Genomic DNA, 14,916 nt, shown 5'->3' with positions numbered 1-14,916 from the left:
GCCCCACTGCTCAGTTAGGCCGCGACTTCCGATCTGGCTGGTTCTGGCGCTGCGACGGCGATAGTTTTGAGGGCTACCGCCACTACTGCGGCTCCGGTTAGGGCGATGATGGCTGCGCCGACGAAGGCTGCGGAGTAGCCGTCGGTGAGCGCGGGCGCATCACCGGCTGGGCCGGTGAAGATGGCTGCTACTGCGGTGAGGGCGGCGAGACCAATTGCTGATCCGATCTGGTAGCTGGTGTTCACCAATCCGGCTGCGACGCCGGTTTCCTCCGGTCGTGCGCTGGAGATGGCGGTTCCTAGTGACGGTACGAAGGCCAGGGCCATTCCGAGTGCCGCGAGCAGTGACGCTGGAAGTACGTCGACCGCATAGTTGCCGTCCGGTCGCGCGAATGCCAGCCAGACCAGGCCGGCGCTCAACAGGAGGAGGCCGCTGACGATCATCGGCTTGGCCCCGAATCGGGCTTGGAGCCTGGGGGCCAGGGCGATCATGCCGACCACGATCAGCGCGGTCATCGGCAGCAGGGCGGCTCCGGATGCGAAAGCTCCTGCTCCGAGGACCTGCTGAAGATATAGGTTCAGGAAGAACCACATGGGAATCCATGCTGCACCGAGGAGCAGTTGGGCCAGGTTCGCTGCCCCGAGTTGCGGCGCCTTGAAGATGCCGAGGCGAAGGAGAGGCTGCCGGCTACGCGCCTGGATGGCGAAGAACAGGAGTAGCAGTGCGACGCCCGCGATGAGAGCGGCCAACGTTTCCGTCGCCATCCACCCGACTTCGGGCGCACGAACGACACCGTAGACCAGGGCGGTGAGGCCGGTCGTGCCGGTTACTGCTCCAGCAACGTCGATCGATCCGGTGCGCGCCGCCGGTATGGCCGGCAGGGCGAAGGGGGTCGCAACCATCACCAGCAGGGCGATGGGGATCGTGATGTAGAACACCCACGGCCAGCTGGCGTACTCGGTGAGCACTCCGCCGAGGAAGACGCCCGCGGTTCCACCAATCGGTGCGGCCGCTCCGTAGATGGCGAATGCCTTCGGCAGGTCACGTGTTCCGCCGAAGAGGGTCATCAGCAAGGTCAGTGCGGCCGGGGCGATCATGGCGGCACCCACGCCTTGCACGGCCCGGCCGGCGATCTCCACCGCCACCGTGCTCGCCGCTCCGGCGAGCACGGAACCGACGAGCAAAGCCGCCCAACCGCTGATGAAGATCCTTCGTGCGCCGAAGAGGTCGGATAGCCGGCCTCCGAGTAGTAGCAGTCCCCCGAAGGCCACCACGTAAGCGTTGAACACCCAGGACAGGGACTCGGGGGTGAACCCGAGTTCGCGCTGGATGTCCGGTAGGGCAACGCCGATGATCGACGTGTCCATGATGACCACGAACTGCGCGGCGGCGATGAGGGCCAGGCCCAACCATCGCCGCCCGCTACTGCGGTCTGTTAGCGAACTCATTTCTGCTCCTTGATCAAGACCGGACACCATACCCGGTGGGGGTATCAATATATACCCCTAGGGGGTATCCCCGTCAAGAAGAGATTTGATCCAACCAGTCCGGGTTGTGGACGGGCGGATATCCGCTTGCTGCTTGGCAGTTGGTCAATAGTCGGATGTCGCGGAAAGTCCGCCATCGACAATCAGTTCTTGCCCGGTCATCGACTCGCTCGCATCGGACAGGAGGAACAGGCAGGCACGCGCGACAGCATCCGGCGAGATGAGTTCTCCGAGCGGAGAAGCGTTGCGCCACCGAGTAACGCCGTCCGGCCATGACTCCCCAATTCCGGGGCGGGAGAGCAAGCCAGGGGAAACCATATTGACGCGGATGCGGTGAGGGGCTAACGCGACGGCCGCGCCTCGGCTGAGCGCACCGAGTGCCGCCTTCGAAGCGGCATAGTGGATCTGGTCGCTCGGCGACCGCTGCGCGGCAATTGAGCCGATGGACACGACGCTACCGCCGCCCGAGCGGATCATGGCCGGCGTGATCAGCTGGATGCAGCGCGCCGCCGCGTAAACGTTGATTATCATCACGTCCTCCCAGTCGCTGAGGTCGAGATCCGCGAAGTCGCGCGTCGGGTAGATTCCGGCGTTGTTCACAAGCAGGTTCGCCGTGAATGCCGGCCCGCCCGGTTCGAACATCGCGTCGATCGATGCTTCATCCGCCAAGTCGGCGAACGCCGTGGTGACGGTCGTCCCGAAGGCAGCGTGTAGCGATGTGGCCAGCATCTTCAGCGAAGCGGATTTCTGGCGCCCGTGGAGCACCAGGTCTGCGCCAGCGTCGGCCAGCGCGCGCGCCAGTTGGGCACCGAGCCCGCCCCCGGCACCCGTGATCAGGGCGGTGCGTCCCGCCAGAGGCTTTGCTGTGCTGTCGTCTTCAGAGCTCATATGGACCAGACTCCGGGTCGCCGGGTGTCCACTCCGCGTGCTGAAACCCTTCGAAAGTCATCCCTTCCAGGAGGCAGACATCGCCCAGCGATCGCTCGTAGAACTTCACGTGCGTGTAGTCGGAGAAGAGCTTGTAGACGGGCATGCAAAACCTGCTCTGGAACTGCTGTCCGGTCAGTGCTTCGCGGTGTTCCTCCACGAATTCAGCGAAACCCGCGCCGACGGTAAAGCCCAGGTGTTCCAGGCCCATTCGGTAGACACGCTGATGGTATGGCGGGATGAGTTCGATGAGGGGGATACTTCGGTCTGCGGTGACGCGGAGGGGGTCTTTCAGCACGATCTTGGAGATGGGCCTCCCATTCCAGACGTTTTCGAGGTTCGCGGTCGCGTAGGTTTCGATTTCCCTTCGCGCTTCAACGTACTCGCGCCACGTTGCCGTCCTCACCGCCAGATGGCTGATCGAGAATGTCGAGGTATCGATCCCGATGTGAGTGCATTTCTCCACTTGTTCGTCGAAGAACTCCACCGCTGCGGCTTCCAGTCCGGCTCGATCAAAAGTGAGTGATTGCTGCATGACGGTTGTCTCTTTCCGTTCGTTTGCGTCAGTATCAGGCCTGTGAATCATGCTCACCCTCCGCGGCGGTTACCACTCCGCTTTCGTAGCCGAGGATGACGGCGTGGATCCGATCTCGTAGTCCGAGCTTCAACAGGATGTGTCCGACGTGCGTCTTCACCGTGGACTCGGAGAGGTGGAAACTGCGGGAGATCTCGGTGTTGGTGAGCCCACGCGCGATGGCGGTGAACACCTCCCGCTCCCGTTCGGTCAGTGAGTCGAGCGCCCGACTCTGTGCCGGTCTCCTATCGGTGGCCGACCCGTCGGGAAGCTGATCGCCGAACAGGTCGAGCAGCCGCCGGGTGACTCGCGGTTCGACGACGGCATCGCCACTCGCGACCGTGCGAATCGCGTCGATGAGTTCTGCGGGACGGGCATTCTTCAGCAGAAAGCCGCTGGCACCGGCGCGCAGGCCCGCGAAGGCGTACTCGTCGATGTCGTAGGTGGTCAGGATCAGCACCCGTGTGTCTGGATGCCGCTCGGTGATCAGGGCGGTCGCCTGGATACCGTCGACCCCGGGCATCCGCACGTCCATAACCACCACATCTGGCGCGAGGGCGGCGACTGCGCGCACAGCCGAGGCCCCGTCGTCCGCCTCGCCGACAACGGTGAATCCCGTATCACCCTCGATAACCATGCGAAAACCAAGGCGGATGAGCGGTTGGTCATCGACCAGAAGCACCGTAATGCCCGTCGGGTCGTCAGTCATGTCGCTCTCCTTGTTGAACGTCGTGGTGGGTGCCCGGGTGGGGGAGAGTGGCGAGCACTTCCCATCCACCGAGGGGACGCGCGCCCGTCTCGACGTGGCCGCCGAGCATGACTGCTCGTTCCGTCATGCCGATGATGCCGCGACCTGAGCCGTGCTTCTCTGCGAGCCCGGCATCGCGATGATGGCCGTTGTCTATCACGGACACTGTCGTTGTGTCATCGGAGTGCACGATCGTCACGTCGACACTGGTCGCATTCACCGCGTAGCGCAGCACGTTGGTGAGGGACTCCTGCACGATCCGGTAGGCCGTCAACTCGAGGGCAGGGTCGTCGGGAGCCACGCCGCTGACGGTGAACCTGATCGGGAGATCGGCCGCGCGGAAACGATCGATGAGATCGGGCAGATCGCGACTGCCCGGCGCCGGTCGACGCTGATCATCCGGCGCTGAGGTCTCTGGCAGCACGCTGAGAACGCTCCGCATGTCAGCGAGTGCTGAACGGCCCGTCTCGCTGAGTTGCTGGAGTGCCTGCTTGGTAACCGTCGGGTCCCGGTCGACTGCGGCGATCGCGCCATCGGACAGCGCGACCATAATCGACACGCTGTGCGCGACGATGTCGTGCATCTCGCGGGCAATACGGGAGCGCTCGGCGAGAGTTGCGATCGTGGCCTGGCTGTCCCGTTCCCGGACCAACTGCTCGGCGCGCTGCTCGAGGCCGCGCAGCCGGTCCCGTCGGGCGTAAGTGAGAGATCCGAAGAGGATGGCAATGAGGGAGAGCAGCGCGAAGATGAGCAGCAGATTCGAGTAGTCGTATTCGCCACCTGCAGCCTGCAGCGGAAACCAGACGGCCAGGCCGGCAGCAGCGAGGGCCAGCGCGCCGATGCCGCTGAGCCACGCGGTCCGTGGCTTGCGGAACGCCGCAACGGAGTACAGCGCGATCGGCACAGCCAGGATGTCGTTGTTGGCGTCCAGGGACCAGGTGACAACGGTCGTGAGAATCGCGACAGCGACCAGTATCCCGAGTGGCCGATAGCGGCGGAAGAGCAGGGCCGCTCCGGTGAGAACCGCGACGACAATGTGCCAGACGGTCGAGTTCGGGTCGCCCAGCATGAGGCCGTAGACCCGGCTGAGAACGAGCGACACCGTGTAGATCCCGGCGACGGCCCAGTCGACTAGCCAGGGGTGGGATTCGAAGAAGGAACGCCTCGGCTCCCACTCCACACCAGCGGCGACCGCCGCGGGAGATGTGGAACCTTCCCGACGGCGGTCACTGCCTGGCATCCGCACTAGACGTCTCGTCTCTTCCACCGCAGTCCGGCGATCACACTGGTGACCGCGACCCATCCAAGAAGGATCAGCAGACCGCTCACGACCGTGCCCGACCCGACCACGTCGGCGGGCTGGATCATGAGCATAGCGGCAGAACTCGGCAGCATTTGGGAAAGCGGGACACCGATTACCGGGATGAGTCCGATCACGCTGGGAGCGATGAGTACCAGGGAAAGGACTACTCCGGCAGCCGCCGCGGTGTTGGAGAACAGCGACGCCAACGCGGTGGCGACGACAGCAATCAGGGCCAGGGACAGTGCGCCGCCGGCGATGACCTGCAGACCGGCTACCGTCCACAGCGAATCACCCATACCCAGTGCCGCGAGGGCCGGCTGTGCGACCAGGATGGCACCGAGGCCGCTGGCGAGCCCAACGGCGAACCCGACCACGCCGCTGAGCAGGAGCTTGGCGACGAGAACGGGCGTGCGGCTGGGCACAGCCGCCAGCGTGACGTTGATCAGGCCCGATCCGCGCTCGCCGCTGACCAGGAGCACGCCCATCAGGGCGATGAGCGATTGAACCAGGATGAAGACGAACATCAACACCTGGAGGCTGGGCTGCTCGCCAAAGTTTTCGACGATCAGCGCCCGTGGGTCGGCGCCTTCCAGCGGCGAGACCAGGGCGATGAGCGGGACGGTTCCGGCGAACAGGGCGGCGGCGCCGACCGTGGGGATGGCTGTCCAGATCGGGGCGCGTACGGACGTTGCTTTGATCCATTCCGATCGCATCAGGCCGCGAAAGCGCACGCGCTCCGTTGCGGGGTAATCGGTGAGTGTTGCAGTTGACATTCTTGTTTTCCTTTTCGTGAGCTCTAGTGGGATGAAGCGGTTTGGGCGACGGATGCCGCGCGGTACTGCACCGAGGATTCGGTGAGCGAGAGGTACGCCTCTTCCAACGAGGTCGTGTGAGTGGTGAGCTCATAGAGCCGGGCTCCGATCCGGCTGGCGGCGCTGGCGATCTCTGGCGCCTCTAGTCCGACGACTTCGAGGTGATCGGATGCGACGGTCGTCACCGTGACGTCAGGGGCGGCGATCTCGGATGCCAAACGTGTGGCATCCGGGGTGCGCACGGTGACCCTGGCGTCGCTGGTAGCTGCCAGGATCTCGTCCAGCGGCGCATCCGCAATCAACTGGCCCCGGCCGATGATGATCAGGTGGTCGGCGGTGAGCGACATTTCGCTCATCAGGTGCGAGGAGAGGAAGACCGTTCGGCCTTCCGCCGCGAGGTGTCGCAGCAGTTTCCGCACCCAGATGACGCCATCCGGGTCGAGCCCGTTGATGGGTTCGTCCAGGATGAGCGTCTTGGGGTCGCCGAGCAGCGCTGCGGCGATGCCCAGGCGCTGTCTCATGCCGAGCGAGAAGGACCCCGCCCGTCGGCGAGCCACCTCGGTGATGCCGGTCAGCTCCATGACCTCCTCGACGCGGGTGCGCGGCAGGTCGTGAGTGGCGGCGATGGCCCGCAAGTGTGCCCGCGCATTCCGGCCCGGCTGCAGGTTGCCTGCGTCGAGCAGCAGCCCCAGTTCGTGCAGCGGGGCAGCGTGCTCGGCAAACGCCTTACCGTTGATTCGGGCGGAGCCGGCGGTTGGTCGGTCGAGGCCCGCGATCGAGCGAAGCGTTGTGGTCTTGCCGGCGCCGTTCGGGCCGAGGAAGCCGGTCACCCGGCCGGGCTGGACCGTGAACGAGATGTCGTCCACGGCGGTGGTGGCCCCGAATTTCTTCGTCAGGGCGGTTACTTCAATCATCTGAGTTCTGCTTTCGTGTCTTTCGGAACCGGTTTCGGAACCGCAGAAACGAATCTAGAAATCATGGAGGTTGAGGGAATCGGAGCCTGGTACCGGCTTTTTCCTGGCCTCGTACCGAGGTACTAGATCGCCGGAAAGACGAAACGCCCGCCTCGAAGGGCGGGCGTCTCGCTACTTCTCGAAGATGATCTCGAGACCGTCGTCGTCATCCCATTGTTCGCCCACTTCCGCGAACTCGAATTGCTCGATCAGCGCCAGCGATGCCGCATTGTCCGGGCTGATCGTGGCTCGGACAACGTTCACTCGTGGGTCGTTCTTCGCCGTCTCGAGGAGGATTTCGAGGGCGGCACGGGCGTAACCGCGGCGGCGGTGGGCTGGGTCGACCTGGTACCCGAGCTCGACCATGCCCCGATCATCCGGTGCGCCATGGAAGCCGGCCGCGCCGACCGCCGTATTCGTCTTCGTGTCGATGACGATTCGGGTGATCCAGTCGGCATCTGCAGGCTTGGCAACAACCTGCTCGCTTCGAATCCGCCAAAGCCAGAGGCAATTGTCACTCAGCAGGTAGGGAGACAACGTGATGCTGGACAGTGCGGGTGCTGTCTGCGGCTCGTCGCCACCGAGCGCACGCAAAACGGCGGCCGGAATTCGCGCGAGCTGGAGTTGCAGGGGGCTGGACGCCGCGGATACCCACGGCTCGGCGGTGACCGTCATGCGTTTATCTTCGCATCCGCGAACGGCTGCGCGTGAGAGTTATTGCCGTTGCCGGGACGCTGGCGCACAGCTCCCCAGACGATCCACCCGGCGACCAGCGCGAACAGTAGTGCGCCGGCGGACTGCGTTGGCAGGCTGCTGCCCGTCGTGGCCTGCCCCAGGACGACGCCCAGGACGTAGAACGTCACTGTGCCGATCATCCACACCGCACCCGCCGACTTGGCGACCGTTCGCGAGCGCAACATGGCGACACCGAACAGGATGTTCCCCACGAATGCCAGAAGCAGGCCGACCATGAAGGCGACGGTCATGGAATCTGGAAACTGGAGCTGCATGACATCCGTGACCCCATTCAGGTACAGCTGACCGATTGCCGGGGTGACGAAAGTGGAGATCGCGGCTGGGATCAGAAGCAGGGCTTGCCCGGCGACGGTGAGAATCATGGCAGTCAGGGCCAGCCCACGCACACGACTCCTGGCGAGGTACACGCCCAGGGCGAAGAACCCCAGGATGGCGAGGATTGTGCCGCCGGTGCTGCCGAGCAGGTGGCTCACCAGGTACGAGTCCGTGCTGACGAACTGGGCCCAGGCTCCAGGATCGGTGGTTTGGTCGGGTTGGGGGTGGAGGGATGACCAGGCGGTCAGCACGCCATAGGCAGGCAGGGCCAACAGGCCGGAAACGACCCAGGCGCTTCTCATTCGTGCAGTTACATCAATCAACGGGTTACTCTTCCTTCGTTTCTTTCGGAACCGGATGCGGAACCGCAGGTCTGAACTTAGGAAGCTTTGCCCTCGTCAGAATCGGAGTGTGGTACCGACTTTGTGACCCGGCTCGTACCCCGGTGCTAGACAGGTTTGATCAGCTCGGGAACAGCAGAGAGGCATACGCTGTTCTCACTAGCGTCGGTGTCACAGAGCATTTGGTACAGAGGAGAAGACGATGGCTGCAACAACCGAAACCGCAATCCTGGCCGGCGGATGCTTCTGGGGCGCTCAGCAACTGCTCCGTGAGCGTCCGGGGGTCATCTCCACCCGCGTCGGATACTCCGGCGGAGACACGCCGAATGCCACGTACCGCAACCACGGCACCCACGCCGAATCGGTTGAGATCGTGTTCGACCCTGCCCAGATCTCGTACCGCGACATCCTCGAGTTCTTCTTCCAGATCCACGACCCGACGACAAAGAACCGTCAGGGCAACGATGTCGGCATGAGTTACCGTTCCGCCATCTTCTACAGCAACGATGAGCAGAAGCGGGTCGCCGAGAACACGATCGCGGATGTCGACGCGTCAGGCTTGTGGCCCGGACCGGTTGTCACCGAAGTAACTGCCGCCGGTCCGTTCTGGGAGGCTGAGGACGAGCACCAGGACTACCTGCAGAAGTACCCCGAGGGCTACAACTGCCACTACGTGCGGCCAGGCTGGAAGCTTCCGCATCGGGAAAGTGAAGCCGCGGCGAGCTGACCCGGTGCGCGGGTTCGCAGTAGATACGCAGCCACGGGCGGCCTGACCCGGTTTACCGTCGAGTATGAGCGATCGCTCGGCGGCGCGGCGCGTCCAGCGCATCTACTTGACCCTTCTGTTGGGCAACACGCTCGCGGCGTCCTTCATCTGGGGTATCAACACTCTTTTTCTGCTCGATGCAGGCTTGTCGAACTTCGAAGCGTTTGCGGCGAACGCCTTCTTCACCGCTGGCATGGTCATCTTCGAGATCCCGACCGGTGTCGTGGCCGACACGGTCGGACGGAAGGCGTCTTACCTGCTGGGGACGATCACGCTGTCGGTCACCACCGCTCTCTACTGGATGCTGTGGGTCTGGCATGCCCCGTTCGTCTGGTGGGCGATCGTGTCCGTGCTGCTCGGTCTCGGCTTCACCTTCTTCTCTGGAGCGGTGGAGGCCTGGCTCGTTGACGCGCTGACGTTTCACGAATACACCGGCAGCCTGGAGACGGTGTTCGGCCGCGGTCTCGTCGTGACCGGCATCGCGATGTTCACCGGATCGGTGCTGGGCGGCGTGATCGCCCAAGCGACCAATCTCGGGGTTCCCTTCCTGGTGCGCGCCGGAGTGCTCGTCTTCATGTTCGTGTTCGCGTTCCTTGCCATGAGGGATCTCGGCTTCACGCCAGACCGCTCGCAGGGGCCGCTCACGGCGACACGGGACGTGCTGAAGCAATCGCTTGAGCACGGGCTCCGGAGGCGCTCGGTGCGTTACGTGATTCTTGCGGCACCCTTCGCCTCCGGGGTCGCCTTTTACGCCTTCTACGCCCTCCAGCCCTACCTGCTGGAGCTGTACGGGGACGAATCGGCATACTCCATTGCCGGCCTGGCCGCGGCGGTGCTGTCCCTGTCGCAGGTGGCCGGCGGAGTGCTGGCGCCCCGGATCCGTGGTCTGTTCGCCAAACGGACGACCACGGTGATCGGTGCGTCCCTCGCCAGCGTCGCAGCGCTCGTGGTCCTCGGCTTGAACGACCTCTTCTGGTTTGCCATCGTTGCGCTGGTGGTCTGGGGGTTCGTGGCCACGGTCGCCGAGCCGGTTCGGGCGGCCTACCTCAACGACATGATCCCGTCCAGGCAGCGTGCGACCGTGCTCTCGTTCGACTCGCTGTTCGGCAGCCTCGGCGGAGTGGGCATCCAACCCGCCCTCGGCCGCGCTGCCGACCTCTGGGGCTACGGGACGTCGCTGGTGATTGGTGGCGCGGTCGAGCTGATCGGGATCCCGCTGTTGTTCGCCAGTCGCCGACAGCACGAACCCGCTGACATGAACAGGGCTGGCACCGATGCCCTCCCGGCCGCGCCTGAGGCGCCGTGACGTGGCGTAGGCCAAGCCTGGAACTCACGGATGCACGTTGGCCTTGGACGGCACCGGTTCGTGTCGCAGGTGGCTGCGGCGGAAGCCGCCGGTGCCGGCGGTCAGGGCGCGAAGCTCAGGCGCATAATGCAGGAGTTCGGCATCCGGAACCTCGGCGCTGATCTCGGTGCGCTCGCCGCCGGTCGAGGACGTTCCGGTCAGGCGGCCGCGACGGGAGGACAGGTCGGTCATGACGGCGCCGACATAGCCGTCCGGCACGCCGATCGTGACCACCGAGACCGGTTCCAGCAACTGGATGCGGGCCTGGGATGCAGCCTCGCGCAGGGCCAGCGCTCCCGCGGCCTGGAACGCGGCGTCCGACGAGTCGACGCTGTGCGCCTTGCCGCCGACGAGCGTCACGCGGATGTCCACCACCGGGAATCCGGCGGACACCCCTCTCTGCATTTGCTCCCGTACGCCCTTCTCGACTGACCCGATGTACTGGCCGGGGACCACCCCGCCGACGACTTTGTCGACGAACTCGAACCCGGCCCCGCGAATGAGCGGTTCGACCTCGATGTCGCAGACGGCAAACTGGCCGTGGCCGCCGGACTGTTTGATGTACCGTCCACGGGCGGATGCCGGCGCTGTGAAAGTCTCCCGTAATGGCGTAATCACCTCCACCGTCTGCACCTTCACCCCCTGGCTGCGCAGTCGGTCCAACACCACTTCGGCGTGGGCTTCACCCATGCACCAGAGGATCAGTTGATGGGTTTCGGGGTTGCGTTCAACCCGCAGTGTCGGGTCGACCGCCGCGATCTTGCCCATGCTCCTGGCCAGGGCGTCTTCATCGCCGTGCGACGCCCCGCGAACCGCCATCGGCATCAGCGGCTCTGGCATGTCCCACGCCTCCACCAGGAGCGGCCGATCCCGGTCCGACACGGTGTCGCCGGTCTCGATGCTGCCCAGCTTGGTGAGGGCGCAGATGTCGCCCGCCACGCAATGCGGCACCGCCCGCAGGCTGGAGCCGAGCGGTGATTGCAGGTGCGTGACCCGTTCGTCGCTGTCGTGGTCCTGATGGCCCCGATCCGCCAGCCCGTGTCCGCCGATGTGCACAGCTGAGTTCTCGCGCAGTGTGCCGGAGAACACCCGCACGATGCAGACCCGGCCCAGGAACGAATCGATGGTGGTGCGCACCACCTCACCGACCAGCGGCCCGGTTGGGTCACAGTTGAGCGGTGGCACCGGCGTGCCACTGAGATCCGTTACCGGCGGAACTGTCCGTTCGACCGGAGACGGGAACGCCCCGGTCATCACCTCCAGCAATTCCGAGACGCCCACACCGGTGTCGGCGGATGTCGCCAGCACCGGGAAGAACGCCCCACCGGCGACCGCGGTCTCCAGGTCACTGATCAGGATTTCTGGACCGATCTCCTCCCCGCCCAGGTAACGGTCCATCAACGTTTCATCCTCGCTCTCGGCGATGATGCCCTCGATGAGCGTGCCCCGTGCCGCCTCGGAATCGGCGAGTTCGGCGGAGCTCGCCGGTCGGGTGGCGGGCCGGCGGCTATCCGCGTAGTCCGACACTGTGCCGGACAGCAGTCCGAGCAATCCGGTGATCGCCCCCGCCGTACGGATGGGAAGGTGGAGAGGGAGCACGGAAGCCCCGAAGGCTTCCTGGCACGCGGCCAGGACCGCCTCGTAGCTGGCTCGCGGGTGATCGGTCCGGCTGATGACGACAGCGCGCGGCATCCCGACGCGATCGCATTCGGCCCACAGGGCCGTGGTTGCAGCATCGACGCCGTCGACGGAGGACACGACGAACAGCGCCGCATCCGCTGCACGCAACCCGGCACGCAAGTCGCCGATGAAATCCGCGTAGCCGGGAGTGTCCAGCAGGTTCACCTTGATCTCGTTGACTGCGAACGGCAGAACTGACAGCGCAACGGAGCGCTGCTGGTGCACCTCGGACGGGTCGGAGTCGCTCATCGTGGTGCCGTCCACGATTGACCCCATGCGCGTGATAACGCCCGCGGCGGCGAGCAGCGCTTCGGCGAGCATCGTCTTCCCGGAACCCGAACGCCCAACGAGCGCGATATTGCGGATCTGCTCCGTATGGTTCGCCCAGACCCCCGGCAACGCTTCGACTCGATGAAGCTCCGAACTGTCCCGGCCCGAACCCTTCGTCGTGCCGTTCGCACCTTTCGCCGACATGAGGACTCCCTGCGCCGCCAACCGCTGGATCGTATGAGTAGATTTGACACCCTGGGGCGACCCGGCGGCAAGGGGCACACGGCCCGCCAACCGCGGCCATTGCCGACGCAGAACGAGCAGAAGCGCGTCGCCGAGGACACGATCGCGGATGTCTTTGGACGCTGTCCCTGGAACCGCTACGCGGCGGCGCCGCCATGGTCGGGGCGGGGCGCGGGCGACCACCCGTCCGCGAGCCGAGTTGGGGAAGCGCTCGAGCATGGCCCGAACTTCGGCGGCGTCGACATCCGCGCCGAACAGTTCGGTGTGCGGTTCCAGACGGATTCCTTCAGCGAGGGGTCCTGCGATCACGGGGTCGAAGCGGAGTGCATCGACCAGGGCGGCAACCGTTGCCAAGTCGGCCGGGTCATCCCCGGCGATGGCCAGGGCCTTGCGCCCGGGCTCACCGGCCGGACGAGCCTCGTCATCCAGATCGTGGTAACCCATGTGGTTGAACGCCTTCACCACCCGGGAGTCACGAAGGAACGCCTTGTTCTCAACCATGTCGTTCAAGCTTTTCACATTTGTCTGCATACCCGCGTTGGAAGCCGAAACGGAGATCCATCACGTCGTGCTGTGAGTATCCTCCGAAGACCTCCTGGCACTAGACAATGAGGCTTAATCTGCAGGCGACCGGGCCATCCGGGTCGGTCATCGACGTCCGATATCGAGGAGTGGTGATCGTGGCGCAACCGCTGGAAACAGGATCGTTTGAGAAACCTGATGATGTACGGGAGGGGGCGAATTGGCGCCTCGAACTAGTCAACCTGGCGGGCGGCGCTCAGGTCGGCAGGCTCACGCTGCAGCCTGGCTGGAGATGGTCAACGGACGTCAAACCGGTGGCCGGGACGGAGCTATGCGAAGCACCCCATCAGGAGTACCACATCGCCGGACGCGTCCACGTGAAGATGAAGGATGGAACGGAGATGGAGGCGGGGCCGGGAGATGTCATCTCGCTACCACCGGGGCATGATGCCTGGGTGGTCGGCGACGAAACGGTCGTCGTCGTGGACTGGCAGGGAGCATCCGTTTGGGCGGCGCCTCGCTGAGCCGGTCGGCTGAATTCGCGTCGCCGCCCTACCCGAGAAATCCCTGCATCGCGCAGTCCGGCGATGACCGTCGGCTTGGCATCCGTGCCCCGCTGCCGTGTTAGGCGGCATCGCTACGCGACCGCGAAGGGTCTGCCTGTCGACGGGTGTCATGGGAGGCTCCGCTCAGCCCGGAACCGAGTGGCGCACGCGAATGGGCGGATGAGGTCGAGCGCCTCATCGATGCCGGTGACCGTGCCGGTGCACTGAAGCTCTACCTGAAGGACATGCCGCCGGAGATCCTGGAAGCCGTGCAGAGTTTCCCTCCCATGATCGAGCAGGCCGGAAGCCTCCGGCCGGACGCGGAATCACTGGCGTGGGCGGAATCGGTTCCCCATGCTGCCAGCTGGAGGCGCACAGCAGGTGCGCAGCACACCTGGCAGCCGGACTCCATGGCCGAGGAGCTGGCAGGTTTCATGCGCACGCTGGGAAGCCCGAAAGCCTCGTGACGGACGTGCTTAGGTCCGAACGGAGTGGAGCCAGGTTCTGAGGAGTGGCAGCACGACATCGCTGTGCATCGCGGTCAGGTGGTCGCGGTCGGGGAACAGTTCCACGCTCCACCCTTCCGCCTCTAGTTGTGCCCGGTGCTCAAGGAGCGGAGCGGCGATGCGGACGGTGACGTCGCCCCAGTTCGCGCCGTAGGCGATCTCGTCATCGGCGCCGGCATAGGCGAGGCGCGGGACGGTCAACCCGCGCGCCGCCTCGTTGTCGTCGAACCCCTGCAACGCCTCGTACAGGGTGACGAACTGGCCGGTTTGCGCGGCATCCGTCTGGATTTGCACGGAGTCCCAGTCGCCCGGCTCGACCGCCACCTGGTCGTTCCCGGGCTGCTTGGGAGCCGTCGATAAGGCGTGGGCGGCCCGCGTGACGGCGAGCATCTCGCGGTACGGCCCGTCAACCGGTGGGTAGCCGCCCATGACGAGGGCCCACAGCCGCTGGGTGCGCAGGGCAAGCTGCAGGCCACACAGCCCGAGCCAGGAGTACCCGGCATAGGCGAACTGACCCGCACCGCCGGCGTCGGCGATGGACAGAAGGTCGTTGCTTAGGGCGTCGGGAGTGAGCGTCCTCTCGGCGGGGTGCGCCATCCGATGCGCCTCAAGGTCCGCGGTGATCACCCGGAAACCGGAATCGGCGAGCCCGTCGGCGACCACCTCACCGGCGTCGGGTTCCGCGCCCCACGCCCGCATCTTCTCTGCCGTCTCGGGCTCCACCGGGGTCGTCCGCGTCGGGATCAACACCGCGGGTCCCTCACCGCGCACGACCACGTCGATGAGCGAGCCGTCATGCAGCGTGGCTCTGACTGATGCCATC

At 65.2% G+C, this 14,916-nt stretch carries 15 protein-coding genes; 4 read left to right on the top strand and 11 right to left on the bottom strand.

Annotated features, from left to right (window positions below; genetic code table 11):
• Window positions 1-14: 14 nt before the first annotated feature.
• The 9 genes from ACX3O0_RS06010 to ACX3O0_RS05970 form a co-directional block, all read right to left on the bottom strand.
• The gene (locus tag ACX3O0_RS06010) at window positions 15-1,448 is read right to left on the bottom strand and encodes an MFS transporter (protein WP_459107110.1); all 1,434 of its coding nucleotides are present in this window, start codon (window positions 1,446-1,448) and stop codon (window positions 15-17) included.
• A 144-nt stretch (window positions 1,449-1,592) separates the two neighbouring features.
• A complete protein-coding gene (locus tag ACX3O0_RS06005; RefSeq protein WP_459092038.1) occupies window positions 1,593-2,375 on the bottom strand; it encodes an SDR family NAD(P)-dependent oxidoreductase in 783 nt (260 codons plus the stop codon).
• On the bottom strand, window positions 2,365-3,000 hold the full coding sequence (locus ACX3O0_RS06000; RefSeq protein ID WP_459107109.1) for a VOC family protein: 636 nt from the start codon (window positions 2,998-3,000) through the stop codon (window positions 2,365-2,367). The genes ACX3O0_RS06005 and ACX3O0_RS06000 overlap by 11 nt, the downstream gene beginning before the upstream one ends.
• Window positions 2,984-3,697, bottom strand: coding sequence for a response regulator (locus ACX3O0_RS05995; RefSeq protein WP_459092042.1), 714 nt, complete (start codon window positions 3,695-3,697; stop codon window positions 2,984-2,986). Before ACX3O0_RS05995 ends, ACX3O0_RS06000 begins: the two co-directional genes overlap by 17 nt.
• Complete coding sequence (locus ACX3O0_RS05990) at window positions 3,690-4,976, bottom strand: sensor histidine kinase (RefSeq protein ID WP_459107108.1); 1,287 nt, start codon at window positions 4,974-4,976, stop codon at window positions 3,690-3,692. The genes ACX3O0_RS05995 and ACX3O0_RS05990 overlap by 8 nt, the downstream gene beginning before the upstream one ends.
• Before the next feature lie 5 nt (window positions 4,977-4,981).
• Window positions 4,982-5,812, bottom strand: a complete 831-nt coding sequence (locus ACX3O0_RS05985; RefSeq protein WP_459107107.1) for a hypothetical protein — start codon at window positions 5,810-5,812, stop codon at window positions 4,982-4,984.
• Window positions 5,813-5,835: 23 nt separating this feature from the next.
• Window positions 5,836-6,765 (bottom strand): ABC transporter ATP-binding protein, encoded by a 930-nt coding sequence (locus ACX3O0_RS05980; protein WP_459107106.1) that lies wholly within the window; start codon window positions 6,763-6,765, stop codon window positions 5,836-5,838.
• A gap of 171 nt (window positions 6,766-6,936) precedes the next feature.
• Entirely contained in the window at window positions 6,937-7,479 is a 543-nt protein-coding gene (locus tag ACX3O0_RS05975; RefSeq protein ID WP_459107105.1) for a GNAT family N-acetyltransferase, read from the bottom strand.
• Window positions 7,476-8,177 (bottom strand): hypothetical protein, encoded by a 702-nt coding sequence (locus ACX3O0_RS05970; protein ID WP_459107104.1) that lies wholly within the window; start codon window positions 8,175-8,177, stop codon window positions 7,476-7,478. Before ACX3O0_RS05970 ends, ACX3O0_RS05975 begins: the two co-directional genes overlap by 4 nt.
• A gap of 241 nt (window positions 8,178-8,418) precedes the next feature.
• On the opposite strand from ACX3O0_RS05970, the gene msrA reads away from it, so the two are divergent.
• Together msrA and ACX3O0_RS05960 are read left to right on the top strand one after the other, a co-directional pair.
• Window positions 8,419-8,943, top strand: coding sequence for a peptide-methionine (S)-S-oxide reductase MsrA (msrA, locus tag ACX3O0_RS05965; protein ID WP_459092054.1), 525 nt, complete (start codon window positions 8,419-8,421; stop codon window positions 8,941-8,943).
• Between the two features lie 64 nt (window positions 8,944-9,007).
• Window positions 9,008-10,288 (top strand): MFS transporter, encoded by a 1,281-nt coding sequence (locus tag ACX3O0_RS05960; protein ID WP_459107103.1) that lies wholly within the window; start codon window positions 9,008-9,010, stop codon window positions 10,286-10,288.
• A gap of 24 nt (window positions 10,289-10,312) precedes the next feature.
• Here the strand turns inward: ACX3O0_RS05960 and ACX3O0_RS05955 are convergent, their stop codons facing one another.
• Window positions 10,313-12,481, bottom strand: coding sequence for an elongation factor G-like protein EF-G2 (locus ACX3O0_RS05955; RefSeq protein ID WP_459092058.1), 2,169 nt, complete (start codon window positions 12,479-12,481; stop codon window positions 10,313-10,315).
• Window positions 12,482-13,128: 647 nt separating this feature from the next.
• Between ACX3O0_RS05955 and ACX3O0_RS05950 the strand changes: the two genes are divergently transcribed.
• Both ACX3O0_RS05950 and ACX3O0_RS05945 read left to right on the top strand, forming a co-directional pair.
• Complete coding sequence (locus tag ACX3O0_RS05950; RefSeq protein ID WP_459107102.1) at window positions 13,129-13,566, top strand: cupin domain-containing protein; 438 nt, start codon at window positions 13,129-13,131, stop codon at window positions 13,564-13,566.
• Window positions 13,567-13,712: 146 nt separating this feature from the next.
• Entirely contained in the window at window positions 13,713-14,054 is a 342-nt protein-coding gene (locus ACX3O0_RS05945) for a hypothetical protein (RefSeq protein WP_459107101.1), read from the top strand.
• 9 nt (window positions 14,055-14,063) lie between these two features.
• Here the strand turns inward: ACX3O0_RS05945 and ACX3O0_RS05940 are convergent, their stop codons facing one another.
• The gene (locus ACX3O0_RS05940) at window positions 14,064-14,915 is read right to left on the bottom strand and encodes an alpha/beta fold hydrolase (protein ID WP_459107100.1); all 852 of its coding nucleotides are present in this window, start codon (window positions 14,913-14,915) and stop codon (window positions 14,064-14,066) included.
• Window position 14,916: the final 1 nt, after the last annotated feature.

The organism is Homoserinimonas sp. A447 (assembly GCF_054489325.1).
This window is presented reverse-complemented; position numbering and strand designations above follow the sequence as displayed.